The organism is Pseudomonas sp. 44 R 15, assembly GCF_900004965.1.
GTDB lineage: Bacteria > Pseudomonadota > Gammaproteobacteria > Pseudomonadales > Pseudomonadaceae > Aquipseudomonas > Aquipseudomonas orientalis_A.
On sequence record NZ_CVTU01000010.1, the window covers coordinates 28408 to 54802 of the forward strand.

The following is a 26395-nucleotide window of genomic DNA, read 5'->3' on the forward strand; positions in this document are numbered from 1 at the left end:
ACGCGCCCTTCCAGGTGCAGCGCGGAGCCTGGAAGTGCTTCGCAAGCAAGCCCGCTCCTACAGGCGATCGCGTCACGCAAGACAGTAAGAAAAACAATAAAAATATCGGAGTGCTTTATGAAAACAACAATAAAGCTGGGCCTCGTTGCATCCTGCCTGAGCCTGCCCTTTGGTGCTCAAGCCCTGGAGTTTGGCGGTTACCTGCGCAGCGGCGCCGGCACCTCTACCGGCAGCGGCAAGCAGCAGTGCTTCCAATTGCCGGGCGCGCAAACCAAATACCGCCTGGGCAACGAATGCGAGCAGTACGGCGAACTTGAGTTGCGCCAGGACCTGCTGACCTTCGACGATGGCTCGGTGCTCAGCGTCGATGCCATGGCGTCGCTCTATAACAAGTACGACCGCTCCCTCAAATTCCAGGGCGAGGACAACGGCTCTGCGCGTATGCCGCAGATGTATGCGCAATGGTCCAACCTGCCCAGCCTCAATGGCGGTTCGCTGTGGGCCGGGCGGCGTTACTACAAGCGTAACGACATCCATATCTCCGACTTCTACTACTGGAACCAGAGCGCCACCGGTGGCGGGATCGAGGATGTGTTGATCGGCGGCTTGAAATACAGCTACGCGCTGTCACGCAAAGACAACCTCTACCAGAAGGAATACGCCACCCGGCATGACTTCAACGTGGCCGGCTTCAACACCAACCCTGGCGGCGAACTGGAGCTTGGCTTGAGCTACATCCAAAAGGCTGGCGGGCGTGACACCAACAGCGGCTGGGCGTTGACCGCGCAGCATGTGCAAAGCGCGTTCCTGGGCGGCAAGAACAAATTCGCGTTGCAGTATGGCGAAGGTCCTGGCACCGGCCTGGGCTACACCGGCAATACGCGGTTGGACAACAGCAGCAAAAGCTACCGTGCCGTGGAGTTTTTCGACTGGCAACTGACCCCGCGTTTTGGCGGGCAGGTGCAGGCGGTGTACCAGAAGGATGTGCGGCCCGGGCGTCAGGACCTGAACTGGCTGTCGCTCGGCGTGCGCCCGGCGTATGCCATCAGCGAGCAATTCAAACTGGTCACCGAGCTGGGGCACGATCAGGTCGAGGCCACGGGCGGTACGCGCAAGCTGAGCAAATTCACCTTCGCGCCGACCTGGTCGCCCAAGGGCCCGGAATTCTGGGCACGGCCGGAAGTGCGCTTGTACTACACCTATGCCACTTGGAACCAGGCGGCCAAGCGCGCGGCGAATGAGCTGGCGGCAGGTTCGGCGTTGTCCGACACCGGTGCCTACGGCACGGCGCGGCATGGGTCGAACATGGGGGTGCAAGTTGAATACTGGTGGAAATGACCCGCGAATTTAATGTGGAAGCAGGCTTGCCCGTGATGCGGTGTCACCGTCAACGCATGCATTGACTGGTCCGCCGTCATCGGGGGCAAGCCCCCTCCCACATTTGATCTGCGCAATCCCAGGATTCGTATCCACTCAATGAATGTTAAAGACAACACTACAGGTGAAGCCATGAACCCCTCTCAACCCCTGGAACTGCTGGCACCCCTGTCCGGAATGCTGCTGGCGCTGGATCAGGTGCCGGACCCGGTATTTTCCAGCCGCATGATCGGTGATGGTGTGTGCATCGATCCCACCTCGCAGACCCTCTGTGCACCGCTCGCCGGAGTGATCAGCAATATCCAGGACAGCGGCCATGCGGTCAGCGTCACCGACGACAACGGCGTACAGGTGCTGATGCATATCGGCCTGGACACCGTGAGCCTGGCAGGCAAGGGCTTTACCCGCCTGGTCGAAGAGGGCCAGCGGGTGACGGCCGGCCAGCCGTTGATCGAGTTCGACGCCGACTATGTGGCGCTCAATGCGCGCAGTCTGTTGACCTTGATGCTGGTGGTCAGTGGCGAGCCGTTTGTGGTGCTGGCGGCGCAGGCCGACATGATTGAGGAGGGCCGGCCGGTGCTGCGACTGTCGCCCGGCGAGGCAGCGGCAGACGCGAATGAACAGCAGGGCTCGGCGCTGTTTTCCAAACCGCTGACCTTGCTCAATGCCCACGGCTTGCACGCTCGCCCTGCGGCGGTGCTGGCCCAGGCGGCCAAAGGCTTCAGTTCGAGCCTCTACCTGCACAAGCAGACCCAGAGCGCCAACGCCAAGTCGTTGGTGGCGATCATGGCGCTGCAAACCGTTCAGGGCGACACCTTGCAGGTGAGCGCGGCGGGGGAGGACGCGCAGGCCGCGATCCGGGCATTGACGGCGTTGTTGGCCGAGGGGTGTGGCGAAACGGTGGTGGCTCCGATCGAGCCGGTCGAACCTGTCGCGCCGGTGTCGTCGGCCACGCTGATGCGCGGCGTATGTGCATCACCGGGCTCGGCGTTCGGCCAGGTGGTCCAGGTGGCTGAACCTGAGCTGGTAGTCAATGAAGCCGGTGCAGGCGAAGCCACCGAGCGCGATGCATTGACGCGTGGCCTGCTGGCGGCCAATGAGGCGTTGCAACGCTTGCAGGCCGGCGCCGCCGGCAGTGCCCAGGCGGATATCTTCCGCGCCCATCAGGAGTTGCTTGAAGACCCGACGCTGCTTGAGCAGGCCCACCTGTTGCTGGCCAAGGGCAAGAGCGCAGCATTCGCCTGGAACAGCGCCACCGCCGCCACGGCTAAATTGTTCCAGGGCCTGGGCAATACGTTGCTCGCCGAGCGTGCGGCAGACCTGTCCGACGTCGGCCGGCGCGTGCTTAAACTGATCCTGGGTGTCGAGGATCGCGCCTGGGCGCTGCCGGAGCAGGCGATCCTGATCGCCGAGCAACTGACCCCCTCGCAAACGGCGAATCTCGATACCAGCAAGGTGATGGGATTTGTCACGGTGGGCGGCGGGGCTACCAGTCACGTCGCAATCCTCGCCCGTGCGCTGGGCATGCCCGCCCTCTGCGGTGCGCCCGCTGACGTATTGGCGTTGGCCGAGGGTACGCACGTGCTGCTCGACGCCGACAAGGGCGAACTGCACCTGGCGCCGGATCAGGTCGACATTGACCACTTGCAGGCGGCCCGTGCGCGGCAGGGGTTGCGACGTCAGCGCGAAGTGGCCGCGGCCGCCCAGGCTGCCGTCACCCGCGACGGCCGTCACGTCGACGTCACGGCCAACGTTGCCTCGTTGCAGGAAGTGGAGCAGTCCCTGGCCCTGGGCGGCGAGGGCGTCGGTCTGCTGCGTTCGGAACTCCTCTACCTGGACCGCAACCGCGCGCCCAGCCCCGCCGAGCAGGCCGGCACCTATCGTGCGATTGCCCGTGCCCTGGGCACCGAGCGCAATCTGGTGGTGCGCACCCTGGATGTCGGCGGCGACAAACCGCTGGCCTATGTACCGATGGAAGCCGAAACCAACCCGTTCCTGGGATTGCGCGGTATTCGCCTGTGCCTGGAGCGGCCGGAACTGTTGCGTGAACAGTTTCGCGCAATCCTTGCCTGTGCCGGGCTGGCGCGGCTGCACATCATGTTGCCGATGGTCAGCCTGCTTTCGGAACTGCATCTGGCGCGCAAGGTGCTCGAGGAGGAAGCGCGGGCACTCGGGCTCAGCGAGTTGCCAAAGCTGGGCATCATGATTGAAGTGCCGTCCGCCGCGTTGATGGCGGATGTGTTCGCGCCCCATGTGGATTTCTTTTCCATCGGTACCAATGACCTGACCCAATACACCCTGGCCATGGACCGCGACCACCCACGGCTGGCCAGCCAGGCCGACAGTTTTCACCCGGCGGTGCTGCGCCTGATCGCGGCCACGGTCAAGGCCGCCCATGCCCATGGCAAGTGGGTGGGCGTCTGCGGTGCACTGGCCTCCGAAACCCTGGCGGTGCCGGTGCTGATCGGGCTGGGTGTGGATGAACTGTCGGTCAGCGTGCCGTTGATCCCGAGCATCAAGGCCACCGTGCGTGAACTGGACCTGGCCGACTGCCAGATCATCGCCCGTCAGGTGCTGGGCCTGGAAGAAGCCGGCCAGGTGCGTGAGGCCTTGCGCCTGTACCACGCCGCCACCGTTGAAACCTCATCTGTCGTGGAGCATTGAGCATGTTCGAGAAATTGCAGCAGGCGTTCTGGAAAGCCCTGACGCCGGATCTGATTGCGGAAACGGTCGCGGCGCCGGCGGGGGAGAACCTGTTACCGGTCGATGTGTTGAGTGCATTGGGCGGCGAGGCCAACCTCACGTCGCAACAACGCGTGGCGCTGACGCGGGTGCGGGTGCAGTTGAAAGAGGCGGGGCGGTTGGATGAGGCTGCGCTGAAGGCAGCGGGCGTACCGGGCGTCATGGTGTTGACGGGAGGCGTCGTCCATCTGCTCACCGGCCTCCAAGCCAAGTAGAGATCAAAATGTGGGAGGGGGCTTGCCCCCGATAGCAGAGTGTCAGTCACTACATAAGGTGACTGATCCACCGCCATCGGGGGCAAGCCCCCTCCCACATTGCTCTATGGTGTCTGGAGCATCGGGTTTATAACTGCGGGGTCTCTTCCGGCGGCTTGGTCTTGTCCACACCCGGCACATGCAGGTTGCCTTCCACCACCTGGTTACCTTCCAGCTGCGGCTGGGTCACCCAGGTCAGAATGTCGTAGTAGCGTCGGATGTTCGCCACAAAATGCACCGGCTCGCCGCCCCGGGCATAACCGTAGCGGGTCTTGCTGTACCACTGCTTCTGCGACAGGCGCGGCAGCATTTTCTTCACATCCAGCCATTTATTCGGGTTCAGGCCTTCCTTCTTGGCCAGAAGGCGCGCGTCATCCAGGTGCCCGGTGCCGACGTTGTAGGCGGCGAGGGCAAACCAGGTGCGGTCGGGCTCGGCGATCTTGTCGTCCAGCTCGTCCTTGATCTTGGCCAGGTACTTGGCGCCGCCCATGATGCTTTGTTTGGCGTCCAGACGATTGGACACGCCCATCGCCTGGGCGGTGTTCTGGGTCAGCATCATCAAGCCGCGCACGCCGGTCTTGGACGTCACCGCCGGCTGCCACAGCGATTCCTGATAGCCGATGGCCGCCAACAGTCGCCAGTCGACCTTTTCTTCCTTGGCGTAGGCGCGAAAGTGCTTTTCGTACTTGGGCAGGCGCTGTTGCAAATGCTGGGCGAAGGTATAAGCGCCGACATAACCCAGTACATCGACGTGCCCGTAATAGCGATCTTTCAGACGCTGGAGGGTGCCGTTCTTCTCGACCTTGTCCAGGTAACTGTTGATCTCGTTGAGCAGGCTGTTGTCAACGCCGGCGGCCACGGCCCAGCTCTGGTTGCTGGCATTGCCGAGGTCGAATGCGACCCGCACGTTGGGGAAGTACACCTGGTTCATGGCGACTTCATTGGAGTCCACCAGGGTCAGGTCGATTTGTCCTTCGTCCACCATGCGTAGCAAGTCGACTACTTCAACGGCGTCGGACTCTTCGTATTCGATGGCAGGATTCTGCTTTTTAAGCGCCGCCAACTGCTCGGCGTGGGTGCTGCCCTTGAGCACCATGATCTTCTTGCCGACCAGGTCCGCCGCATTGGTCGGCCGTGACTGACCGTTGCGGTAGATGATCTGCGGCGTCACTTCGAGGTACGGGTGGGAAAAACGCACCTGCTGCTGGCGCTGTTCGCTGCTGACCAGGCCGGCAGCGGCGAGCACCGGGCCGTTGGGCTTGCCCAACTGGCCGAACAGGTCATCGAGGTTATCGGCGGTTTCGATTTCCAGCTTGACGCCCAGGTCATCGGCAAAGCGCTTGACCAGTTCGTATTCGAAACCGGTTTCACCGTTGCGGTCCTGGAAATACGTAGCGGGGCTGTTCCGGGTAACCACCCGCAATACGCCATCCTCCTTGATTCGCTCGAGCGTGCTGGGTTTATCAACACAGGCGCTGAGCATCAGGAAGAGTCCGGTTGCGATGAGCCATTTGGCGCATCGCGGGCGCAAAGCAGTTGGGGAGAACATCTGCGCAGTATACGCAAACGGCCCACGGCGCCATATCTCGACAGCGGCACACTTGTCTGCTAGTCGCTGCAAAACTGTGCTGTATCCCGCAGAAACGCGGCCTGGCGCGTGATTGTGACGGTTAAAATATCTGCGCCCGAGGCCATGGATTATCCCCCGGCGCCGCGCAAACCGTGCCAACTGACGTTCGGCAGCGGCCAGCGGTAGCGTTTCGGGTGCCGTGGGCGAAGGTTTACGCTAGAATGCACGGCCTCAAAGCACACCCCTTCCCGAGGCTGTCCCGAAGATGTTGATCCTGCGCGGCGCTCCTGCCCTTTCTGCCTTTCGCCACAGCAAACTCCTTGAGCAACTGAGCCAGAAGGTTCCAGCTGTTACAGGCCTGTATGCTGAATTTGCTCACTTCGCCGACGTAACCGGCGTCTTGACCGCCGACGAACAGCAAGTGCTCGCACGCCTTCTGAAGTACGGCCCAAGCGTTCCCGTTCAAGAGCCGACCGGTCGCCTGTTCCTGGTTCTGCCGCGGTTCGGCACCATCTCGCCGTGGTCGAGCAAGGCCAGCGACATCGCCCGCAACTGCGGCCTGGATAAAATCCAGCGCCTGGAGCGTGGTATCGCGTTCTACGTGGCCGGCCAGTTCAGCGACGCCGACGCCGAGCTGATCGCCAGCAGCCTGCACGACCGCATGACCCAGATCATCGTCAGCCAGCTGGAACAGGCTGCCGGCCTGTTCAGCCACGCCGAGCCCAAGCCGCTCACTGCGATTGACGTGCTTGGCGGTGGCCGCGCCGCCCTCGAGAAGGCCAACACCGAACTGGGCCTGGCCCTGGCCGAAGACGAGATCGACTACCTGGTCAACGCCTTCAACGGCTTGAAGCGCAACCCCCACGACATCGAACTGATGATGTTCGCCCAGGCCAACTCCGAGCACTGCCGTCACAAGATCTTCAACGCCAGTTGGGACATCGACGGCCAGAGCCAGGAAAAAAGCCTGTTCGGCATGATCAAGAACACCTACGTGATGCACAGCGAAGGTGTTCTGTCGGCTTATAAGGACAACGCCTCGGTGATCGTCGGCTCCGTCGCCGGCCGCTTCTTCCCGGACCCGGAAACCCGCCAATACGGCGCGGTGCAGGAGCCGGTGCACATCCTGATGAAGGTTGAAACCCACAACCACCCGACCGCGATTGCCCCGTTCCCTGGCGCGGCCACCGGTTCGGGCGGCGAAATTCGCGATGAAGGCGCCACCGGCCGTGGCGCCAAGCCCAAGGCGGGCCTCACCGGTTTCACCGTATCGAACCTGCAGATCCCGGGCTTCGAACAGCCGTGGGAAGTGCCGTACGGCAAGCCTGAGCGCATCGTCACCGCGTTGGACATCATGATCGAAGGCCCGCTGGGCGGCGCCGCGTTCAACAACGAATTCGGGCGTCCGGCGCTGACCGGTTACTTCCGTACCTTTGAACAGTCCATCACCACCCCCCGTGGCGATGAAGTGCGCGGCTACCACAAGCCGATCATGTTGGCCGGCGGCATGGGCAACATCCGTGAAGAACACGTCAAGAAGGGCGAGATTCTGGTCGGTTCCAAGCTGATCGTACTCGGCGGCCCGGCCATGCTGATCGGCCTGGGCGGCGGCGCAGCGTCCTCCATGGCCACCGGCACCAGCTCGGCGGACCTCGACTTCGCTTCCGTCCAGCGCGAAAACCCCGAGATGGAACGCCGCTGCCAGGAAGTCATCGACCGTTGCTGGCAGTTGGGCGACAAGAACCCGATCAGCTTCATCCACGACGTCGGTGCTGGCGGTTTGTCCAACGCCTTCCCGGAACTGGTCAACGATGGCGAGCGTGGTGGCCGTTTCGAACTGCGCAATATTCCAAACGACGAGCCGGGCATGGCCCCGCACGAAATCTGGAGCAATGAATCCCAGGAACGCTACGTGCTGGCCGTCGGCCCTGAAGATTTTGCGCGCTTCCAGGCCATCTGCGAACGTGAGCGCTGCCCGTTTGCCGTGGTCGGCGAAGCCACGGCCGAGCCGCAGCTTACTGTTACAGACAGCCACTTCGGCAACAGCCCGGTGGACATGCCACTCGAAGTGCTGCTGGGCAAAGCCCCGCGCATGCACCGTTCGGCCGTGCGTGAAGCCGAGCTGGGCGATGATTTCGACCCAAGCCCCCTTGAGCTGGCCGACAGCATCGAGCGCGTGCTGCACCACCCCGCCGTGGCGAGCAAAAGCTTCCTGATTACCATCGGCGACCGCACCATCACCGGCCTCGTGGCCCGTGACCAAATGGTCGGCCCGTGGCAGGTTCCGGTGGCTGACGTTGCCGTCACCGCCACCAGCTTCGACGTGTACACCGGTGAAGCCATGGCCATGGGCGAGCGCACGCCGCTGGCCCTGCTGGACGCTCCGGCGTCGGGCCGCATGGCCATTGGTGAAACCCTCACCAACATCGCGGCCTCGCGTATCGGCAAGCTGTCCGACATCAAACTGTCGGCCAACTGGATGTCCGCTGCCGGTCACCCGGGTGAAGATGCGCGCCTGTACGACACGGTTAAAGCGGTCGGCATGGAGCTGTGCCCTGAGCTGGGTATTACCATTCCGGTGGGCAAGGACTCCATGTCCATGGCCACCCGCTGGAACGAAGACGGCACCGACAAGAGCGTCACCTCGCCACTGTCGTTGATCGTGACCGGTTTCGCGCCGGTCACCGACATCCGCCAGACCCTGACCCCGCAACTGCGCATGGACAAGGGCACCACCGATCTGATCCTGATCGACCTGGGCCGTGGCCAGAACCGCATGGGCGCCTCGATCCTGGCGCAGACTCACGGCAAGCTCGGCAAACACGCGCCGGATGTCGACGACGCCGAAGACCTCAAGGCCTTCTTCGCCGTGATCCAGGGCCTGAATGCCGACGGTCACCTGCTGGCTTACCACGACCGTTCCGACGGTGGTTTGCTGACCAGCGTCGTAGAAATGGCCTTCGCCGGTCACTGCGGCCTGAACATCGTGCTCGACAGCGTTGCCGAGGATGCCGCCGAGATCAACGGCATCCTGTTCAACGAAGAGTTGGGTGCGGTGATTCAAGTGCGCCAGGACGCTACCCCGGACGTGCTCGCACAGTTCAGCGCTGCCGGTCTTGCCGAGTGCGTGGCGGTCATTGGCCAGCCGATCAACAACGGCGAAGTTACTATCTCGTTCAACGGTGACACGGTCTTTACCGGTCAGCGCCGCTTGCTGCAGCGCCAGTGGGCCGAGACCAGCTACCAGGTCCAGCGCCTGCGCGACAACGTCGACTGCGCCGAGCAGGAATTCGACGCGATCCTGGAAGAAGACAACCCGGGCCTGAGCACCATGCTCAGCTTCGACGTCAACCAGGACATCGCCGCGCCCTACATCAAGAAGGGTATTCGCCCACAGGTTGCCGTGCTGCGTGAGCAGGGCGTCAACGGCCAGGTGGAAATGGCGGCGGCGTTCGACCGTGCCGGGTTCAATGCGATCGACGTGCACATGAGCGACATCCTCGCCGGTCGCGTTGACCTCAATGAGTTCAAAGGTCTCGTAGCTTGCGGTGGTTTCTCCTACGGCGACGTACTGGGTGCCGGTGAAGGCTGGGCCAAGTCGGCGCTGTTCAACAGCCGCGCCCGCGACGCGTTCCAGGGGTTCTTCGAGCGTAACGACAGCTTCACCCTGGGCGTGTGCAACGGTTGCCAGATGATGTCCAACCTCAGCGAACTGATCCCGGGCAGCGAGTTCTGGCCGCACTTTGTGCGTAACCGTTCCGAGCAGTTCGAAGCCCGTGTCGCCATGGTGCAGGTGCAGGAATCCAACTCGATCTTCCTGCAGGGCATGGCCGGTTCGCGTATGCCGATCGCCATCGCCCACGGTGAAGGCCATGCCGAGTTCGCCAGCGAAGAAGCCCTGCTCGAAGCCGACCTGTCCGGCACCGTGGCCCTGCGTTTCGTCGACAACCACGGCAAGGTCACCGAAAGCTACCCGGCCAACCCGAACGGCTCGCCGCGCGGCATCACCGGCCTCACCAGCCGCGACGGTCGCGTCACCATCATGATGCCGCACCCGGAGCGCGTATTCCGCGCCGTGCAAAACTCGTGGCGCCCGGAAGAGTGGAACGAAGACGGCGCCTGGATGCGCATGTTCCGCAACGCCCGTGTGTGGGTGAACTAAGGCGGTGTACAAGCTCGCCTTCTTCGTACCCGACAGCCACGTGGAGACGGTGAAAACCGCCGTCTTCGCAGCCGGCGGCGGGCGCATCGGCGACTACGACAGCTGCGCCTGGCAAGTGCTGGGCCAGGGCCAATTCCGCGCGTTGGACGGCAGTCAGCCGTTCATCGGGCAAGTGGGCCAGGTTGAAGTGGTTGAGGAGTGGAAGGTTGAGCTGGTGGTGGCGGATGCGTTGATCGTGGCGGTTGTGGCTGCGTTGAAACTGAGCCATCCGTATGAGACACCGGCGTATGAGGTGTGGCAGTTGGCGGAGTTTTGATTCGCACGCTGCATAAACAAGAAACCCGCTGGGCCAGTTTGGTCAGCGGGTTTTTTGTTGCCTTTCAAGGCCTCATCGGGGGCAAGCCCCCTCCCACATTCAACTGCATTCCAACGATGAAACTCGCTCCACTGTGGGAGTGGGCTTGCCCCCGATGGCGTCTGCCCAGGCGCCTCAGACCTTTCCGACAAGCCTTTCAGGTTGCCCGTCGGAACCTGTCTCAATAGCCTCCCTGCGACTATCTCGATTGTCGACGGCCCCCAGCGTGATGCAGTGCTGGGGATTCATCGGATGGTGGAGGGCATTCAGTTGATGGGGGATCGAGTGCCGGATCTTCACGAAGTGTCAGCAGCCCCCGCCAACTGATCATTCCCGCGCGGAACATGGCAACGATCAATCCACGCTTGACGCCATTTCTTTCACATGACACTGTATAAATGTACAGTTTGCGGGGCTGCGGTAACTTGCCACGTTCGGTAGGTTGCGCCGCCGCTCATCCCACTGTGCACATGACCAGGACGGTCATGTTTCATCCTTGACTCGATCATCGGGTCCCATGTTGAAAGAGAGGGAACTCCTATGTCTTATCCAGAAAGTAAACTCACCGGCATGACCGGCTTCGCCAAAGCCGCTAAGGTCACTGGCGGCTGGTCCGGTCCGGTTGTCAGCATCACTAACCTGGATCAGCTCAAAACCAATATTGCCGGTTCCACACCCCGCGTGCTGGTGATCAACAGCAATATCTCGGCGTCCAGTTTGACCAAGGTCTCCATGGGTTCAAATAAAACCCTGGTCGGCTCGTTCCAGAACCGCACGCTCAACAACATTCACTTGCGTGCGACACCTGAGTCGCAAAACATCATTTTTCAGAACATCGTTTTCCAGCACTCGGCGGGTATCAAGGCCAATGATGATATCCAGCTGTACCTCAACTACGGCAGCAAGTACTGGATCGATCACTGCTCCTTTGACGGCCATGACTGGTCCGCCAACGATGGCAGCCTCGACAAGCTGTTATACATCGGCGACAAGGCCGACTACGCGACCATCAGCAACTGTTTTTTCGGCAATCACAAGTATGGCCTGATCCTGGGCCATCCGAGCGATGACAACAACACAGCCTTCAATGGCTTCCCACGGCTGACTATTTGCCATAATCGCTTCGAGAATATGGAAGTGCGCGCACCGGGGTTGATGCGTTATGGCTACTTCCATGTCTATAACAACTACATCAACAAGTTTCATCTCGGTTTTACACTGGCGCAAAACGCCAACATTCTTTCCGAGAGCAACAACTTTGGCGAAGGCAGCGCAAGCAACGGCATGTTGGATGATAAAGGCAACGGTACGTTTACCGATATTGGCAGCGTGCCTGCTATCACGAATCAGAAGTCGCCCAAAGCACAGTGGACCGCTTCGTCCAATTACACCTACACGTTGAGGACCGCCGCGCAGGCAAAGGATTTCACCGTCAAGAATGCGGGGGCCCAGTCGGTAAGCCTGGTGTTCGGTGGCTAAAGCCTGGCGGATTCTTGATCGGCTGGCTGCATAAACAAGAAACCCGCCGGGCCAGTTTGGCCGGTGGGTTTTTTGTTGGCTGCAAGGGCCTCATCGGGGGCAAGCCCCATCCCACATTCAACTGCATTCCAACGATGAAACTCGGTCAACTGTGGGAGGGGGCTTGCCCCCGATGGCGTCCGCCCAGGCGCCTCAGACATTTCCGACAAGCCTTTCAGGTTGTCTGTCGGAACTCGCACAACTAACCTTCTCGAGTCGCTGCCAATTCAGTGACCGGGACTGCAAGCCCGCCGAAATAATATTAGAGGCTCGGAAGCGCCGCTATAATCGTGGCGCTTTTCATGGTCATCGTTTTCTGGTGGCTGTGCGCGGGAGACCTTTGGGTCTGCCGAGGTGCTTCTGACTCGGTCTTGCAGGCCCGCGCACAGCTGCCACCCATCATCTGCAAGTGATGCTGGCAGCTCCTATTTTTCAGGAGGTTTACCATGATCAAAGACAGCCCAACCCCCCCATCTGATTCTCCGCCCACCGACCAAATCTTCACCGTCCTGACCCACCTGAACAGCGAAACCCTGCTCGCCAACGCCTCCCAAGACCTGGCATCCGTACAGGCACTGGCGGGGAATCTGGCTTTTGATGTTGACGGCCCCCAGCGTGATGCAGTGCTGGGGATTCATCGTATGGTGGAAGGGATCCAGCTGATGGTGGATCGAGTGCTGGATCTTCACGAAGTGTCAACAGCCACCGCCAACTGATCGTTCCCACGCTCCGCGTGGGAATGCATCCTGTGACGCTCTGCGTCACCCTTGCGCACGGCGGGACGCGGAGCGTCCGGGGCGGCATTCCCACGCGGAGCGTGGGAACGATCGATCAGGCGTTGATTGGGCGGGCAACCAACCGCTCCAGCGCCTCACCCAACCCGGACGCCTTGTCCCCAATCAACAGGTGCCAAACACCGCTCTCAAGCTGACTCACACCCTGGCAACCGAGCGCAGTAAGTTGAGCCTCAGACAACCCTGAATCATCACCCAACTCTACCCGCAACCGGGTCATCGCTACCGCTTCCAGCTGGCGCACATTCCCCCGGCCCCCCAGCGCATTCAGCCATTTTTCTGCCTCGTGTACATTCACAGCCACCGGCTTATCCACAGGCGCAACCGCTACAGACGCTGCTGCAACAAACCCCGGCATCGCCAAGCGAATTTCATCAGCAATGCTATCGGCCATCGGCCCAACCACCACCTGCAAACTTCCCCCATTCCCCGGCCGCACTACAGCCATGGCGCCCAGCGCTTTCAACTGCGTATCCACCGCCTTGTTGCGATCCACCATGTCCAGCCGCAGGCGCGTGGTGCAGGCACCTACACTCAGCAGATTCTCAGCACCACCCAACGCCTGGATATAAGCCGTGGCGCGCTGGTTATCGCTCATTGCTTCGGCCTGCACCACCTGTATATCTTCCCGACCCGGCGTCTTCAGGTTGAAGCGGCGGATGCAGTAGCTGAACACCGTGTAGTAGATCACCGAGTAGGCCAGGCCTACCGGTACCACCAGCCAGCCGTTGGTGGACTTGCCCCAGCCCAGCACCATGTCGATAAAGCCACCGGAGAAGGTAAAGCCGAGGTGGATATTGAGCAGGTTGGTCACGGCCATCGACAGGCCGGTGAGCAGTGCATGCAGCAAGTAGAGGAACGGCGCCAGGAACATGAAGGCAAATTCAATCGGCTCGGTCACCCCGGTCAGGAACGAGGTCAGCGCCATCGACAGGAAAATCCCGCCCATCACTTTGCGGCGCTCCGGCAACGCGTTGCGGTACATCGCCAGGCACGCGGCGGGCAGGCCGAACAGCATCACCGGGAACATGCCGGTCATGAATTGGCCGCCTTTGGGGTCGCCGGCGAAGTAGCGGGTCAGGTCGCCGGTCACTACCGCGCCGGTTGCCGGGTCGGTGAAGGTGCCGAACACGAACCACGCCATATTGTTGAGGATGTGGTGCAGGCCGGTGACGATCAGCAGGCGGTTGAACACGCCAAACACGAAGGCGCCCAGGCTGCCGCTCTCCATCAGCAACACGCCGAAGCTGTTGATGCCGTGCTGGATCGGCGGCCAGATCAAGCCGAAGATCACCCCCAGACCGACTGCACTGAAGCCGGTGACAATCGGCACAAACCGTCGCCCACCAAAGAACGCCAGGTACTCCGGCAGCTTGATGTCCTTGAAGCGGTTATACAGCCCGCCCGCCATCAGGCCACTGGCGATACCGGCGAGCATGCCCATGTTAATGGTGGTATCCATCACCTTGAGGGTCGAGATCATCACCAGGTAGCCAATCGCCCCGGCCAGGCCGGCCGTGCCGTTGTTGTCGCGGGCAAAGCCGACGGCGATGCCGATGGCGAAGATCAGCGCCAGGTTGGCGAAGATCGCTTGCCCGGCATCGTGCATCACCGCGATGTTGAGCAAGTCCGTGTCGCCCAGGCGCAGCAGCAGGCCGGCGATTGGCAGGATCGCAATCGGCAGCATCAGGGCGCGGCCCAGGCGTTGCAGGCCTTCGATAAAGTGTTGGTACATGGCGTGTCTCCCTATTCTTGTTGTTTTCAGCTCAGCGGCCAGTGGTGTTGACAGGCGTGGCGAACGGCCTTGGCACTGCTCAGGTCGAGCAGCTCAAGGCTCAGTTGCCGGCATTGCGCCGCGTCCAGGTGGCGGACGCGGTCCTTGATTTCTCCGATCTGCGGCGGGCTTACCGACAGCTCGCTGACGCCCAGGCCGACCAGCACCGGCGTGGCCAGCGGGTCGGAGGCCAGGGCGCCGCACACACCGACCCAACGCCCATGCTTGGCCGCACCGGCACAGGTCTGGGCGATCAGCCGCAGCAAGGCCGGGTGCAGCGCATCGACGCGGGCGGCCAAGCCTGCGTGGTCGCGATCCATGGCCAGGGTGTACTGGGACAGGTCATTGGTGCCGATGGACAAAAAGTCTGCGTGTTCGGCCAATTGCTCGGCCATCAGCGCGGCGGCGGGCACTTCGATCATCACCCCCAGTTCGGGGCGCTGCGTCAGTTTCAGCTCCACGCACAACTCATCCAGGCGCTGGCGGATCTGCAGCAGTTCGTCCACCTCGCTGACCATCGGCAACAGGATGCGGCAACGCGCCAGCGGCGAGACTTGCAACAGGGCGCGCAGTTGCTGGTCGAGCAGTTCCGGGCGCACCTGGGCCAGGCGAATGCCGCGCAGGCCCAACACCGGGTTGGCTTCGACAGGCAGCGGCAGGTAGTCGAGCTGCTTGTCGCCGCCCACGTCGATGGTGCGAATGATCACGGATTTGTCGCCCATGGCATCCAGCACGGCCTGATAGGCCTGGCGCTGTTCCTGTTCATCCGGCGCGGTGCGGCGGTCGACGAACAGAAATTCGGTGCGCAACAGGCCGACGCCATCGGCGCCATTTTCAAACGCCAGCCGCGCCTCGCTGCTGGAGGCGACGTTGGCGGCGATTTCAATGCTCACGCCATCGGTGGTGCGTGCCGGTTGTTGCGCCTGGGCTTGCTGCTGCTGGCAACGCAGTTTTTGCGCGTCGCGAATCTGCTGCACTTCAGCATGGCGCGCGTCTGTGGGGGCCAGTTCCAGTCGGCCATTGACGGCGTCCAGCACCACACGCTGGCCCTGGGGCACATCCAGCACCTCGGCACCCAACGCGACCACGCAGGGCAAGCCTTTACCCCGCGCAAGAATGGCGACGTGTGACGTGGCGCCGCCTTCGGCCATGCAGATACCCACGGCCTGCTGCTCACTCAACTGCAGCAAATCCGACGGGGTCAGTTCGTGGGCACTGACGATCGACCCGGCGGGCAGTTCGAAGTGCCAGGCCTCGCCCAGCAAGGCACGCAATACGCGTTGCTGCAGGTCGCGCAGGTCGTTGGCGCGCTCGGCAAACAACGGCTTGCCCAGTGCCAGCAGCACCGCGCACTGGGCCTGGATCGCATCGCGCCAGGCATGGGTGGCGGCGCTGCCGTGGGCGATGGCGGCGCTGGCCGCTTCCAGCAGCGCCGGGTCTTCGAGCAGCGCGAGGTGGGCGGCGAAGATGTCTTCTTCCTCGACGTTCTTGCGTTGGCGGGCATGCTCGAGGGTGCTGTGGATTTCATCGCGCACCTGCTCCAGTGCCGTGTCGAGGCGCTGTTGTTGTTCGGCGGCCGAATGGTTGCCGGTGTCTTGCGGCAGCTCGATGCCGGTCAGGCGGAACAGCGGACCGCACACCAGGCCGGGGGCTGCACAAACGCCTTGCAGCACATCGGTTTCTACACTGGCACGACGGGGCGCAGCAGCGACCACGGGGGCGTGATGGGCTTCGCTGACCGCTACCGACAATGCCGCGAGCAACCCTTGCAAGGCGGCCTCGGCGTCTTTGCCACGGCAACTCACGCGCACTTCGTCGCCTTCGCCAATGCCCAGGCCCATCAAGCCAATCAGGCTGTCGCACGACGCCGACTTGTCAGCAAAATGCAGGTGCGACTGGCTGCTGAAACCCTGGGCCGTCTTGCGGATCAAGGCGGCGGGGCGGGCATGCAAGCCGCCCCGGTGGGTGATGCGTACGCTGGCGCTGGCTTCGGAGCCGGCTTCGCAATTGGAGTTATCCACCGCTGCTTGAACGGTGGCGGTGGAGCGCGCGGCAATGTGCATCAACGGCTCACCGACCTTGACCGTCTTCAGCGGCACCGGCGTCAGCTCAAAGCGATCACTGTTGGTCAGGATGATCAGGCTCACCAGGCTCTTGCACTGACGCGCAATACGGTCCAGGTCAAACCGCACCAGTGCCTGGCCCTGGCTCACCCGTGCGCCTTCCTTGACCAGCAAGGCAAAGCCTTCGCCATTGAGTTCCACGGTGTCGATGCCCACATGCATCAATACCTCGGCACCGTTATCGGCGCGGATGGTCAGGGCGTGCCCGGTGCGGGCGACATGGATGATCACGCCGTCACAGGGGGCCTGCAGACAGTCGTTCAACGGGTCGATAGCGATACCGTCGCCCATGGCGCCGCTGGCGAACACTTCGTCGGGGACGCTGTTCAGGGCCAGCACCGGCCCACTCAAGGGGGCGCTGAGGGTCAGTACATTATTGTTGTTGGACATGGGCACGGTACTCATCAGGAAAACGCCGCTTCAGTGGGTGCGGGTGACTTTGCTCAGGTGGCGCGGCTGGTCCGGGTCCATGCCCCGTGCCTCAGCCAGGCTGGCGGCCATCACATAGAAACTCTGGATCGCCAGGATCGGGTCCAGGCTCGGGTGTTCGGCACGGCTCAGAGTCAGGTCGCGTTCGGCGATATCGTCGGGCGCGGCCAACAGCACGCGGGCACCGCGTTGACGCATGTCGGCGGCCAGGCTCAGCAGGCCGGCCTGTTCAGCGCCGCGTGGGGCGAACACCAGCAGCGGGTAGTGTTCGTCGATCAAGGCCATCGGCCCGTGGCGCACTTCGGCGCTGCTGAAGGCCTCGGCCTGGATCGCCGAGGTCTCCTTGAGTTTGAGCGCAGCTTCCTGGGCGATGGCGAAACCGGCGCCACGGCCGATGACCATCAAGCGCTGGCTGCCTTTGAGGGCGTCGACTGCCAGGCGCCAATCCTGCCTGGCGGCGTCGCGCAGGCCGTCGGGCAGCGCCTGGCAGGCTTGCAGCAGATCGGCTTCCTGATTCCAGTGGCCGATCAACTGCGCGCTGGCGCTGAGGGTGGCGATAAAGCTCTTGGTCGCGGCCACGCTGAGTTCCGGCCCGGCGCACAGCGGCACATGGAATTCACACGCGGCTTCCAGCGGCGAATCTTCGGCATTCACCAGCGAAATGCTCAAGGCCCCGCGTTTGCGCAACAGGCGCAGGCTGTTGACCAAATCCGGGCTCTGCCCCGACTGGGAGAACCCGAACGCCACTTGGCCGCTGACTTTCATTGGCGCCTGCAACAGGGTCACCACCGACATCGGCAACGACGCCACCGGAATGCCCACATGCTGCATGGCCAGGTAAGCGAAGTAGCTGGCGGCATGGTCCGAGCTGCCACGGGCAATGGTCATCGCCACTTGCGGCGGCTGGCGGCGCAGGCGACCGGCGACTTCCTCCAGCAACGGGTCCAGGCGTTGCAGTTGTGCGGCGACGGCGTCGCAGGAGGCCAGGGCCTCTTCAAGCATTTTTGAAGTCAATGGTTTCTCCTTCGACCATTACGTCGGTGAGTGTCAGGGAGCGGTCCAGGCGCACGCAGTCGGCAAAACTGCCGGGTTGCAGGCGGCCGCGTTCTTCCAGGCCCAGGTAGTCCGCAGGAAATTGCGACAGGCGTTGTGAGGCTTCGCTGATGGGCAGGCCGATCTTCACCAGGTTGCGCAGCGCCTGGTCCATGGTCAGCGTGCTGCCGGCCAGGGTGCCGTCGGCCAGGCGCACCCCGCCCAGGCATTTGGTCACGGTGTGGCTGCCCAGCTTGTATTCGCCATCGGGCATGCCGGCGGCGGCGGTGGAGTCGGTGACGCAATACAGGCACGGGATCGAGCGCAGGGCCACGCGCATGGCACCAGGATGCACGTGAAGCAAATCCGGGATCAATTCGGCGTATTGGGCGTGGGCCAGCGCGGCGCCGACGATGCCCGGCTCGCGGTGATGCAGCGGGCTCATGGCGTTGTACAAATGCGTGAAGCTGGTGGCGCCGGCGGCGAGGGCGGCGACGCCTTCTTCATAGCTGCCCAGGGTATGGCCGATCTGCATGCGCACGCCGCGTTCGCTGAGGGCGCGGATCAGGCCGTCGTGGCCGGCGATTTCCGGGGCGATGGTGATCACCCGGATCGGTGCCAGGCGCAGGTAGGCTTCGACTTCGGCCATCAAGGCGGTGTGGGCGAAGTTGGGTTGGGCACCGAGTTTGCCTGGATTGATGTAAGGGCCCTCCAAGTGCACGCCCAGGACCCGGGCGCTGCCCGTCGGACGTTGTTCACAGAACTTGCCGAGCTCACCGAGCACTTTGGTGATTTCTTCCACCGGCGCCGTCATGGTGGTGGCCAGTAGCGAGGTGGTGCCGAACCGCACGTGGGTACGGGTGATGGTCTGGAAGGCGTGCGCCCCTTCCATGATGTCCGCACCGCCGCCGCCATGCACATGCAGGTCGATAAAGCCTGGCAGCAAGTAGGGCAGCTCGTTGTCGGCCGGGTCGCACGGGGTGCCTTCAACGGCGACCACCTTGCCGTGCTCGTGCACCAGGCGGCCGCGCATCCAGCCGCTGGGCGTGAGGATATTGTCTTCTGACATGGGCAGTTCTCTAAATTCGCAATTCGGCGGAGTAGTCATGACGGCGCAGCTCTGCGACAAAGTCGTAGTAGTCGTTGCGGCAGTAGGTGTCGGTGATTTCAATCGGCGTGTTGTCGGCGGTGTAGCCCACGCGGGTCATCAGCAGCATGGCGGTGCCGGGGGCGATGCCCACCAGCCTGGCGAACTCGTCCGACGCATTGATCGCCTGGATATGCTGCAGGGCGCGCACGATGGGCTTGCCGATGCCTTCCAGGTATTCGTACAGCGAATTGCCGATGGCTTGCGGCTGAGGCAGCACCGAGGCGGGCAGGGTGGTCATTTCAATCGCCATTACCGTGTCATCGGCTTTGCGCAAACGCTTGAGGCGCGCCACTTTGTCGGTGGGCGACAGGCACAATCGGATCAGCTCTTCGTGGGTCGGCGGGGTGATGTCGCGCTCCAGCCATTGGGACGTGGGCACAAAGCCCTTGAGCCGCAACATTTCACTGAACCCCGACAGGCGCGACAACGGTTGTTCCAGGCGCGGCGTGATAAAGGTGCCGGAGCCCTGGCTGCGGCGAATCAGGCCCTGGGCAAGCAACACCTCCAGCGCTTTGCGGGCGGTCACCCGCGAGATGCCCAACTGCTCGCTGAGCGCACGCTCCGAGGGCAGGGCCTGCTCGGATTTCCACTGGCCGGCATGGATCGCCGCTTCAAGGCTGCGGGCCAGTTGCAGGTACAGCGGCGTGGATTGCTTGTCGTCGGGGCGCAGGGCCAGGATGGGATTCATCTGTCAGGTTTCCGATGCGTTATTGGAATGTTGTCGCCCGGTAATGGCCGGAAATTAATACCACTTAAATACCATGTCAATGCTGCCAAAACGGTGCGAACCCCGGTTTCAGGGCGTGCTAATGGTGCATGGTATCAAGTGGTATTAGAGAGGTCTTTGTTGCGCGCACAAACGCACAGCGCGCGCGGTGAACTGGTATTCACCGGCAGGCGCTGCCCTGGGCAGGAAATATTTTCGAATTATTTTACGAGCGGTCGCAGATCAGGGCCGAATCTCGATCAGGGTGCCGTCCTTGACCAGGCTCCAGACTTCGCGCATGTCCACATTGCGCATGCCGATGCAGCCGTCGGTCCAGTCCAGGGTGTGGAACCACTGTTCCGGGTAGTCTTCGGTGTCGGGCGTGCCGTGGATCATGATCATGCTGCCCGGTTTCACCCCTTCGCGGCGCGCGCGGGCGGCGTCGCTGATATTGGGGTAGGAGATGTGCATGGCCAGGTTGAAGCGTTCGCTGGTCTTGCGCCAGTCGATCCAGTAGAAGCCCTCAGGCGTGCGACGGTCGCCCTCGATCAGTTTGTGACCTTTCGGGTTTTTTCCCAGGGATATGCGATAGGTCTTGAGCGGCTTGCCGTCGTTGATCAGTTGCAACTGGTGGGCGGATTTGAGCACCAGGACCTTTTCGACCGGTTTGCCGCCGAGGGTTTGCACCGTGGAGGCCGAGGACAGGGCAGCGAACGACAGGCAGATCAGAGCAAGCAACCAACGCATTGAAACGATTTCCCTTTGGCGACGAGTGGCCGGCTTGTTATTGGGCGGGCTTGGACTGGGGCGGCACGGACTCGCTGCGCACCGGGAACAGCTGTTGCGCACGGTCAGCGAAGAAGCATTCTAAGGTACGCCCGACCGTGCGGAAAGCCAGCTCGGACCAAGGGATGTCGGCCTCGGCGAACAGCTTCACTTCCAGGCTTTCGATGCCTGCGGCAAAGTCCAGGTCGGCCAGCTCGGCGCGATAGAAAATATGCACCTGATTGATGTGCGGCACGTTGATCAAGGTATAGAGGCTCAGGTTGCGCACGCGGGCGCAGGCTTCTTCCAGGGTCTCGCGCATGGCGGCCTGTTCCACGGTTTCGCCGTTTTCCATGAAGCCCGCGGGCAGGGTCCAGTAACCCAGGCGCGGCTCGATGGCGCGACGGCACAGCAGCACTTTGTCGCCCCATACCGGCACGGTACCGGCGACGATATTGGGATTCTGGTAATGAATGGTCGAGCAGTGATCGCACACATAGCGCAGGCGCGCGTCGCCTTCGGGAATGCGTTGGGTGACCGGTTTGCCGCACTGGCTGCAGAAATTCATGCTGGGGTTCCTGGAGAGTGGGCACATCTTGGCTTGGTGCCAGGCGTTCCTGCAAGTTGTCGTTTCGCGACACTCCGGTGGTTTTGGGGTTGGGCGCCTGCGCGCTTTGGTGCATGATGCAAGGTAGCCAACAGACCGAGATGACTCATGCTGGACGAGCTACTTCGCCGGGTAAGCAACCACACCCCCCACTCGCTGGAGACCGACGGGCGTTTCCCCGAGGCCGCGGTGCTGGTGCCGATTACCCGCAGTGACGAACCCGAGCTGATCCTGACCCTGCGCGCCAGTGGCCTGTCGACCCATGGCGGCGAAGTGGCCTTTCCCGGCGGACGCCGTGACCCCGAAGACCCGGACCTGATCTTTACCGCCCTGCGCGAAGCCGAAGAAGAAATCGGCCTGCCGCCGGGTCTGGTCGAGGTCATTGGCCCATTGAGCCCGTTGATCTCCCTGCACGGTATCCGTGTAACGCCCTATGTGGGCGTGGTCCCTGATTACGTCGAGTACCTGGCCAACGACGCCGAAATTGCCGCTGTCTTCAGCGTGCCCCTGGATTTTTTCCGCCAGGACCCACGCGAGCACACCCACCGCATCGACTATCAGGGTCGCAGTTGGTATGTGCCAAGCTACAGGTTCGGCGAATACAAGATCTGGGGCCTGACGGCAATCATGATCGTCGAGCTGATCAACCTGCTCTACGACGACGCCAAGATCAGCCTGCATCAGCCACCCAAGAGCTTCATCAATATCTGAGCCATCGTTTGAATGGCGAGCCGTGAGGAACAACCATGAAATACCGCCTGGGCGATGCCCGCGTCGAGACGCATCCCAACAGTTGGGTAGCACCCAATGCCACGCTGGTGGGCAAGGTCAAGCTGGAGGAGGGCGCCAACGTCTGGTTCAACGCGGTATTGCGTGGCGACAACGAACTGATCCTGATCGGCAGGAACAGCAACGTGCAGGACGGCAGCGTGATGCACACCGACATGGGCTACCCGCTGACTCTCGGCACCGGCGTGACCATCGGCCACAACGCCATGCTGCACGGCTGCACCGTCGATGATTACAGCCTGATCGGCATCAACGCGGTGATCCTCAATGGCGCGAAGATTGGCAAGCACTGCATCATCGGCGCCAATTCGCTGATCGGCGAAGGCAAGGAAATTCCCGATGGCTCGCTGGTGATGGGGTCGCCCGGCAAGGTGGTGCGTGAGCTGACTGAAGCGCAGAAACGCATGCTCGAAGCCAGCGCCGCGCACTATGTGCATAACGCGCAGCGGTATGCGCGTGATCTGGTCGAGCAGGAACAATGAGTACGGTTGAACGGCCTGTCGCTTCGCCTTGTGTGAGTATTTGCGCACTGGATGATGACGATATCTGTACTGGTTGCCAGCGTACCGTGGACGAGATTACGCGTTGGAGCCGCATGGACAATGCCGAACGCCGGCTGGTGTTGGGGTTGTGCCATGAGCGGGCGGTGGCGAGTGGGTTAGTGTTTATGGTTTCTGGTAAATCCGGCGCCTGACTGCTGCCCCCCCCCTGTAGGAGCGAGCTTGCTCGCGAAAAACCCAAGAACACCGCGTATAGTCAGATTCCCCGCGTCATCGTTAACGTTTTTCGCGAGCAAGCTCGCTCCTACAGGTTTTCGCCCCATGCTCTTCCTGATCGCCTACATCAGCAGCGTCGTGCTGATCAACTTTGCCTTTTCCACCGCCCCGCACCTGGACGTGATCTGGTCCGCCTGGGGTGGCCTGGTCTTCATTCTGCGCGACATGGTGCAAACCCGCTTCGGCCACGGTGCGATCATCGCCATGCTGGCGGCGCTGGTGTTGTCGTATATCACGTCGGACCCGTCCATCGCCCTGGCCAGCGCCACGGCGTTCGCGGTGTCCGAGTGCATCGACTGGCTGGTGTTCAGCATCACCCGGCGCCCGTTGCACGATCGCCTGTGGATCAGTTCGGCGCTGAGCATTCCCTTGGATACCTTTATCTTCTTCGGCCTGATCGGCGCGCTGACGCCGGCGGTGGCGGGCACCGCGCTGGTGTCGAAATTCGCCGGGGTGACCGTGGTGTGGCTGGTCATGGCCTGGCGCATGCGCCGGCGCGCCGTTGCTAACTGAGGCCAATCTCTACAGTTCATGTAAAATGCCGGCCTTTCTCCCCCATGATCCGCTCCCCTGAGGACCTGAGATGACCCGAATCGGAACTCCATTGTCGCCAACCGCGACCCGCGTTTTGCTGTGTGGCTGCGGTGAGCTGGGCAAGGAAGTGGTAATCGAGCTGCAACGCCTGGGCGTTGAAGTGATTGCCGTGGATCGCTACGCCAACGCGCCCGCCATGCAGGTGGCGCACCGTAGCCATGTGATCAACATGCTCGACGGCGCCGCCTTGCGTGCCGTCATCGAGGCGGAGAAGCCGCACTTCATCGTGCCGGAAATCGAAGCCATCGCCACCGCTACCCTGGTCGAGCTGGAAGCCGAAGGCTTCACCGTGATCCCGACCGCGCGCGCCACCTCGCTGACCATGAACCGTGAAGGCATCCGTCGCCTGGCCGCCGAAGAGCTGGACTTGCCGACCTCCCCATACCACTTCGCCGACACCTTCGAAGACTACAGCAAGGCCGTGCAGGACCTGGGTTTCCCGTGTGTGGTCAAGCCGGTGATGAGTTCGTCGGGCAAGGGCCAGAGCCTGCTGCGCAGCGCGGACGATGTGCAGAAAGCCTGGGACTACGCCCAGGAAGGTGGGCGCGCCGGTAAAGGCCGGGTGATCATCGAAGGCTTTATCGACTTCGACTACGAAATCACCCTGCTGACCGTGCGCCATATCGGCGGCACCACCTTCTGCGCGCCGGTCGGCCATCGTCAGGAGAAGGGCGACTACCAGGAATCCTGGCAGCCCCAGGCCATGAGCCCGATTGCGCTGGCCGAGTCCGAGCGCGTCGCCAAAGCCGTGACCGAGGCCTTGGGCGGCCGGGGTCTGTTTGGCGTGGAGCTGTTTATCAAGGGTGATCAGGTGTGGTTCAGCGAAGTCTCGCCGCGCCCCCATGACACGGGCCTTGTGACCCTGATTTCCCAGGACCTGTCGCAATTTGCCCTGCACGCCCGCGCCATCCTCGGCCTGCCGATCCCGTTGATCCGCCAGTTCGGGCCTTCGGCTTCGGCGGTGATCCTGGTGGAAGGGCAGTCGACCCAGACCGCATTCGCCAACCTGGGCGCCGCGTTGAGCGAGCCGGATACGGCGTTGCGTCTGTTTGGCAAGCCGGAGGTCAATGGCCAGCGCCGCATGGGCGTGGCGCTGGCGCGAGATGAGTCGATTGAGGCTGCTCGGGCCAAGGCGACCCGGGCTTCTCAGGCTGTGGTTGTAGAACTCTAAAACCGCCCCTGACGCCGATCGTTCCCACGCTCCGCGTGGGAATGCATCCTGTGACGCTCCGCGTCACGACTTTAAAAGCCGACGCAGAGCGTCCAGGGCAGCATTCCCCACGCAGAGCGTGGGAACGATCATCGCGATCAGGCTTCAGGCGACCTTGTTCAAATCATTATCCCGCGTCTCTTTCAGGCACAGCACCGCGATCAAGCTCAGCAACGCTGCCGCCGACACATACCCACCCACATAACTCAGCCCGCCCATCGCCACCAGCTTGGTTGCGAAGAACGGTGCCGCCGACGCGCCCACGATCCCACCCAGGTTATACGCCGCCGAAGCGCCGGTATAACGCACGCGGGTCGGGAACAGTTCCGGCAGCAGCGCACCCATCGGCGCGAAGGTTATGCCCATCAGGAACAGTTCCAGCGCCAGGAACAACGCTACGGCCCAGGTCGAACCGTGGGTCAGCAGCGGCTCCATGGTAAAACCCGACAGTATCGCCAGGATCGCGCCGACGATCAGCACCGGTTTGCGCCCGTAGCGGTCGCTGGCCAGCGCCGCCAACGGCGTCGCCAGGCCCATGAACAGCACCGCGAAGCACAACAGGCCGAGGAAGGTTTCACGGCTGTAGCCGAGGGTCGACACCCCGTAACTCAGGGAAAACGCCGTGGTGATATAGAACAGCGCATAGCACACCACCATCGACGCGGCGCCCAGCAATACCGGCAGCCAGTGCTGGCTGAACAGCTCCACCAGCGGCACTTTCACCGGTTTTTCATGGGCCACGGCGTTGGCGAACACAGGCGTCTCGTGCAGCTTGAGCCGTGCGTACAGGCCCACCATCACCAGCGCCGCGCTGAGGATGAACGGAATGCGCCAGCCCCAGCTGCGGAACTGCTCATCGTTCAGGCTCATGGCCAAAATCAGGAACAAACCATTGGCCGCCAAAAAGCCAATCGACGGGCCCAGTTGCGGGAACATGCCGAACCAGGCGCGTTTGCCTTTGGGCGCGTTCTCGGTCGCCAGCAAGGCCGCGCCGCCCCATTCCCCGCCCAGGCCCAAGCCTTGGCCGAAGCGCAAGACACACAACAGGATCGGTGCCCAGGCGCCAATGCTGTCGTAGCCGGGCAGCAAGCCGATCAGGGTGGTACACACGCCCATCAGCAGCAGGGAGGCCACCAGCGTCGACTTGCGACCGATGCGGTCGCCAAAATGGCCGAACAGCGCCGAGCCCAGCGGGCGGGCGATAAACGCGATGCCGAAGGTCAGGAACGACGCCAGCATCTGCGCGGTGCCGGACGTCTGCGGGAAGAACACCGGGCCGATCACCAGCGCGGCAGCCGTGGCGTAGATATAGAAGTCGTAGAACTCGATGGCGGTGCCGACGATGCTCGCGGTCGCCACGCGAGCCGTCGAGTTGGTCGGGGCAGCGGTGGTGGCCTCGTTATAGGGGGGGCTCATGGCGGTAATCCCTGACGGTCATTGCGCGTTTGGACGCGGATTATTATTGGTCGTACACCCATGGATCAGGGTTGTGCGCGCAGCGGCTTGGGTAAGCCGCAGGGATTATAGGAAGGGGGGTGGAATTACAACAAGTGGCTGAAGTAACACAGATCCAATGTGGGAGGGGGCTTGCCCCCGATGGCGGCCTCTGGGCCGACCAGGATGTTGGATCAGATCGAGTACATATCCGTTTCTGCGGTAACGGCTGCT

General features: G+C 62.5%; 21 protein-coding genes and 1 pseudogene. 13 read left to right on the plus strand and 9 right to left on the minus strand.

The window, feature by feature from the left end:
• Positions 1 to 117 precede the first annotated feature (117 nt).
• The 3 genes from BFP93_RS00250 to BFP93_RS00260 all read left to right on the plus strand — a co-directional run bounded on the left by BFP93_RS00250 (position 118) and on the right by BFP93_RS00260 (position 4334).
• Positions 118 to 1338: a maltoporin gene (locus BFP93_RS00250; RefSeq protein ID WP_065891524.1), complete on the plus strand. Its 1221-nt coding sequence runs from the start codon at positions 118 to 120 to the stop codon at positions 1336 to 1338.
• Positions 1339 to 1509: 171 nt separating this feature from the next.
• Positions 1510 to 4041, plus strand: a complete 2532-nt coding sequence (gene ptsP, locus BFP93_RS00255; RefSeq protein WP_065891525.1) for a phosphoenolpyruvate--protein phosphotransferase — start codon at positions 1510 to 1512, stop codon at positions 4039 to 4041.
• 2 nt (positions 4042 to 4043) lie between these two features.
• On the plus strand, positions 4044 to 4334 hold the full coding sequence (locus tag BFP93_RS00260) for a PTS transporter subunit EIIB (protein WP_065891526.1): 291 nt from the start codon (positions 4044 to 4046) through the stop codon (positions 4332 to 4334).
• Between the two features lie 127 nt (positions 4335 to 4461).
• On the opposite strand, the gene mltF is transcribed toward BFP93_RS00260, so the two are convergent.
• Positions 4462 to 5922, minus strand: coding sequence for a membrane-bound lytic murein transglycosylase MltF (gene mltF, locus BFP93_RS00265; RefSeq protein WP_065891527.1), 1461 nt, complete (start codon positions 5920 to 5922; stop codon positions 4462 to 4464).
• Between the two features lie 286 nt (positions 5923 to 6208).
• Here mltF and purL point away from each other — a divergent pair, with 286 nt between their 5' ends.
• The 5 genes and pseudogenes from purL to BFP93_RS00285 all read left to right on the plus strand — a co-directional run bounded on the left by purL (position 6209) and on the right by BFP93_RS00285 (position 12694).
• The gene (purL, locus tag BFP93_RS00270; RefSeq protein WP_065891528.1) at positions 6209 to 10105 is read left to right on the plus strand and encodes a phosphoribosylformylglycinamidine synthase; all 3897 of its coding nucleotides are present in this window, start codon (positions 6209 to 6211) and stop codon (positions 10103 to 10105) included.
• A gap of 4 nt (positions 10106 to 10109) precedes the next feature.
• Positions 10110 to 10421, plus strand: coding sequence for an NGG1p interacting factor NIF3 (locus tag BFP93_RS00275; RefSeq protein WP_065891529.1), 312 nt, complete (start codon positions 10110 to 10112; stop codon positions 10419 to 10421).
• Positions 10422 to 10670: 249 nt separating this feature from the next.
• Positions 10671 to 10787: pseudogene (locus BFP93_RS29510) on the plus strand (DUF6124 family protein); the annotation flags it as partial.
• 213 nt (positions 10788 to 11000) lie between these two features.
• Positions 11001 to 11939, plus strand: coding sequence for a pectate lyase family protein (locus tag BFP93_RS00280; protein WP_065891530.1), 939 nt, complete (start codon positions 11001 to 11003; stop codon positions 11937 to 11939).
• A 485-nt stretch (positions 11940 to 12424) separates the two neighbouring features.
• Entirely contained in the window at positions 12425 to 12694 is a 270-nt protein-coding gene (locus tag BFP93_RS00285) for a DUF6124 family protein (protein WP_065891531.1), read from the plus strand.
• 115 nt (positions 12695 to 12809) lie between these two features.
• Here BFP93_RS00285 and nagE read toward each other — a convergent pair whose 3' ends face one another.
• The 7 genes from nagE to BFP93_RS00320 form a co-directional block, all read right to left on the minus strand.
• Positions 12810 to 14507, minus strand: coding sequence for an N-acetylglucosamine-specific PTS transporter subunit IIBC (gene nagE, locus BFP93_RS00290; protein ID WP_065891532.1), 1698 nt, complete (start codon positions 14505 to 14507; stop codon positions 12810 to 12812).
• 26 nt (positions 14508 to 14533) lie between these two features.
• The gene (gene ptsP, locus BFP93_RS00295) at positions 14534 to 17059 is read right to left on the minus strand and encodes a phosphoenolpyruvate--protein phosphotransferase (protein WP_065891533.1); all 2526 of its coding nucleotides are present in this window, start codon (positions 17057 to 17059) and stop codon (positions 14534 to 14536) included.
• Positions 17060 to 17089: 30 nt separating this feature from the next.
• The gene (locus BFP93_RS00300) at positions 17090 to 18112 is read right to left on the minus strand and encodes an SIS domain-containing protein (protein ID WP_139113416.1); all 1023 of its coding nucleotides are present in this window, start codon (positions 18110 to 18112) and stop codon (positions 17090 to 17092) included.
• On the minus strand, positions 18093 to 19199 hold the full coding sequence (gene nagA / locus BFP93_RS00305; RefSeq protein WP_065891535.1) for an N-acetylglucosamine-6-phosphate deacetylase: 1107 nt from the start codon (positions 19197 to 19199) through the stop codon (positions 18093 to 18095). Before nagA ends, BFP93_RS00300 begins: the two co-directional genes overlap by 20 nt.
• A 10-nt stretch (positions 19200 to 19209) precedes the next feature.
• Positions 19210 to 19968, minus strand: coding sequence for a GntR family transcriptional regulator (locus BFP93_RS00310; protein ID WP_065891536.1), 759 nt, complete (start codon positions 19966 to 19968; stop codon positions 19210 to 19212).
• 261 nt (positions 19969 to 20229) lie between these two features.
• On the minus strand, positions 20230 to 20733 hold the full coding sequence (locus tag BFP93_RS00315; RefSeq protein WP_065887515.1) for a L,D-transpeptidase family protein: 504 nt from the start codon (positions 20731 to 20733) through the stop codon (positions 20230 to 20232).
• A gap of 37 nt (positions 20734 to 20770) precedes the next feature.
• Positions 20771 to 21319 carry an NUDIX hydrolase gene (locus BFP93_RS00320; protein ID WP_065891537.1) on the minus strand — a complete coding sequence of 183 codons (549 nt, stop codon included), beginning with the start codon at positions 21317 to 21319 and terminating at the stop codon, positions 20771 to 20773.
• 147 nt (positions 21320 to 21466) lie between these two features.
• Here BFP93_RS00320 and BFP93_RS00325 point away from each other — a divergent pair, with 147 nt between their 5' ends.
• From BFP93_RS00325 to purT, 5 genes are all read left to right on the plus strand, one after another.
• Entirely contained in the window at positions 21467 to 22069 is a 603-nt protein-coding gene (locus tag BFP93_RS00325) for a CoA pyrophosphatase (RefSeq protein WP_065891538.1), read from the plus strand.
• A gap of 35 nt (positions 22070 to 22104) precedes the next feature.
• Positions 22105 to 22629: a gamma carbonic anhydrase family protein gene (locus tag BFP93_RS00330; RefSeq protein ID WP_065891539.1), complete on the plus strand. Its 525-nt coding sequence runs from the start codon at positions 22105 to 22107 to the stop codon at positions 22627 to 22629.
• The gene (locus BFP93_RS26925) at positions 22626 to 22841 is read left to right on the plus strand and encodes a DUF1289 domain-containing protein (protein WP_083203181.1); all 216 of its coding nucleotides are present in this window, start codon (positions 22626 to 22628) and stop codon (positions 22839 to 22841) included. Before BFP93_RS00330 ends, BFP93_RS26925 begins: the two co-directional genes overlap by 4 nt.
• Before the next feature lie 127 nt (positions 22842 to 22968).
• Complete coding sequence (locus BFP93_RS00335; protein WP_065891540.1) at positions 22969 to 23436, plus strand: VUT family protein; 468 nt, start codon at positions 22969 to 22971, stop codon at positions 23434 to 23436.
• 70 nt (positions 23437 to 23506) lie between these two features.
• Positions 23507 to 24688 carry a formate-dependent phosphoribosylglycinamide formyltransferase gene (gene purT, locus BFP93_RS00340; RefSeq protein WP_054918313.1) on the plus strand — a complete coding sequence of 394 codons (1182 nt, stop codon included), beginning with the start codon at positions 23507 to 23509 and terminating at the stop codon, positions 24686 to 24688.
• A 144-nt stretch (positions 24689 to 24832) separates the two neighbouring features.
• Here purT and BFP93_RS00345 read toward each other — a convergent pair whose 3' ends face one another.
• A complete protein-coding gene (locus BFP93_RS00345) occupies positions 24833 to 26143 on the minus strand; it encodes an MFS transporter (protein WP_065891541.1) in 1311 nt (436 codons plus the stop codon).
• Between the last annotated feature and the right edge of the window lie 252 nt (positions 26144 to 26395).

Coding starts and splice junctions, on each gene's coding strand:
- purL (WP_065891528.1), top strand. CDS start 6,209: ATGTTGATCCTGCGCGGCGCTCCTGCCCTTTCTGCCTTTCGCCACAGC.
- ptsP (WP_065891525.1), top strand. CDS start 1,510: ATGAACCCCTCTCAACCCCTGGAACTGCTGGCACCCCTGTCCGGAATG.
- nagA (WP_065891535.1), bottom strand. CDS start 19,199: ATGTCAGAAGACAATATCCTCACGCCCAGCGGCTGGATGCGCGGCCGC.
- ptsP (WP_065891533.1), bottom strand. CDS start 17,059: ATGTCCAACAACAATAATGTACTGACCCTCAGCGCCCCCTTGAGTGGG.
- BFP93_RS00345 (WP_065891541.1), bottom strand. CDS start 26,143: ATGAGCCCCCCCTATAACGAGGCCACCACCGCTGCCCCGACCAACTCG.
- BFP93_RS00280 (WP_065891530.1), top strand. CDS start 11,001: ATGTCTTATCCAGAAAGTAAACTCACCGGCATGACCGGCTTCGCCAAA.
- BFP93_RS00285 (WP_065891531.1), top strand. CDS start 12,425: ATGATCAAAGACAGCCCAACCCCCCCATCTGATTCTCCGCCCACCGAC.
- BFP93_RS00250 (WP_065891524.1), top strand. CDS start 118: ATGAAAACAACAATAAAGCTGGGCCTCGTTGCATCCTGCCTGAGCCTG.
- BFP93_RS00330 (WP_065891539.1), top strand. CDS start 22,105: ATGAAATACCGCCTGGGCGATGCCCGCGTCGAGACGCATCCCAACAGT.
- purT (WP_054918313.1), top strand. CDS start 23,507: ATGACCCGAATCGGAACTCCATTGTCGCCAACCGCGACCCGCGTTTTG.
- mltF (WP_065891527.1), bottom strand. CDS start 5,922: ATGTTCTCCCCAACTGCTTTGCGCCCGCGATGCGCCAAATGGCTCATC.
- BFP93_RS00325 (WP_065891538.1), top strand. CDS start 21,467: ATGCTGGACGAGCTACTTCGCCGGGTAAGCAACCACACCCCCCACTCG.
- BFP93_RS00335 (WP_065891540.1), top strand. CDS start 22,969: ATGCTCTTCCTGATCGCCTACATCAGCAGCGTCGTGCTGATCAACTTT.
- BFP93_RS00310 (WP_065891536.1), bottom strand. CDS start 19,968: ATGAATCCCATCCTGGCCCTGCGCCCCGACGACAAGCAATCCACGCCG.
- BFP93_RS00320 (WP_065891537.1), bottom strand. CDS start 21,319: ATGAATTTCTGCAGCCAGTGCGGCAAACCGGTCACCCAACGCATTCCC.
- BFP93_RS26925 (WP_083203181.1), top strand. CDS start 22,626: ATGAGTACGGTTGAACGGCCTGTCGCTTCGCCTTGTGTGAGTATTTGC.
- BFP93_RS00260 (WP_065891526.1), top strand. CDS start 4,044: ATGTTCGAGAAATTGCAGCAGGCGTTCTGGAAAGCCCTGACGCCGGAT.
- nagE (WP_065891532.1), bottom strand. CDS start 14,507: ATGTACCAACACTTTATCGAAGGCCTGCAACGCCTGGGCCGCGCCCTG.
- BFP93_RS00315 (WP_065887515.1), bottom strand. CDS start 20,733: ATGCGTTGGTTGCTTGCTCTGATCTGCCTGTCGTTCGCTGCCCTGTCC.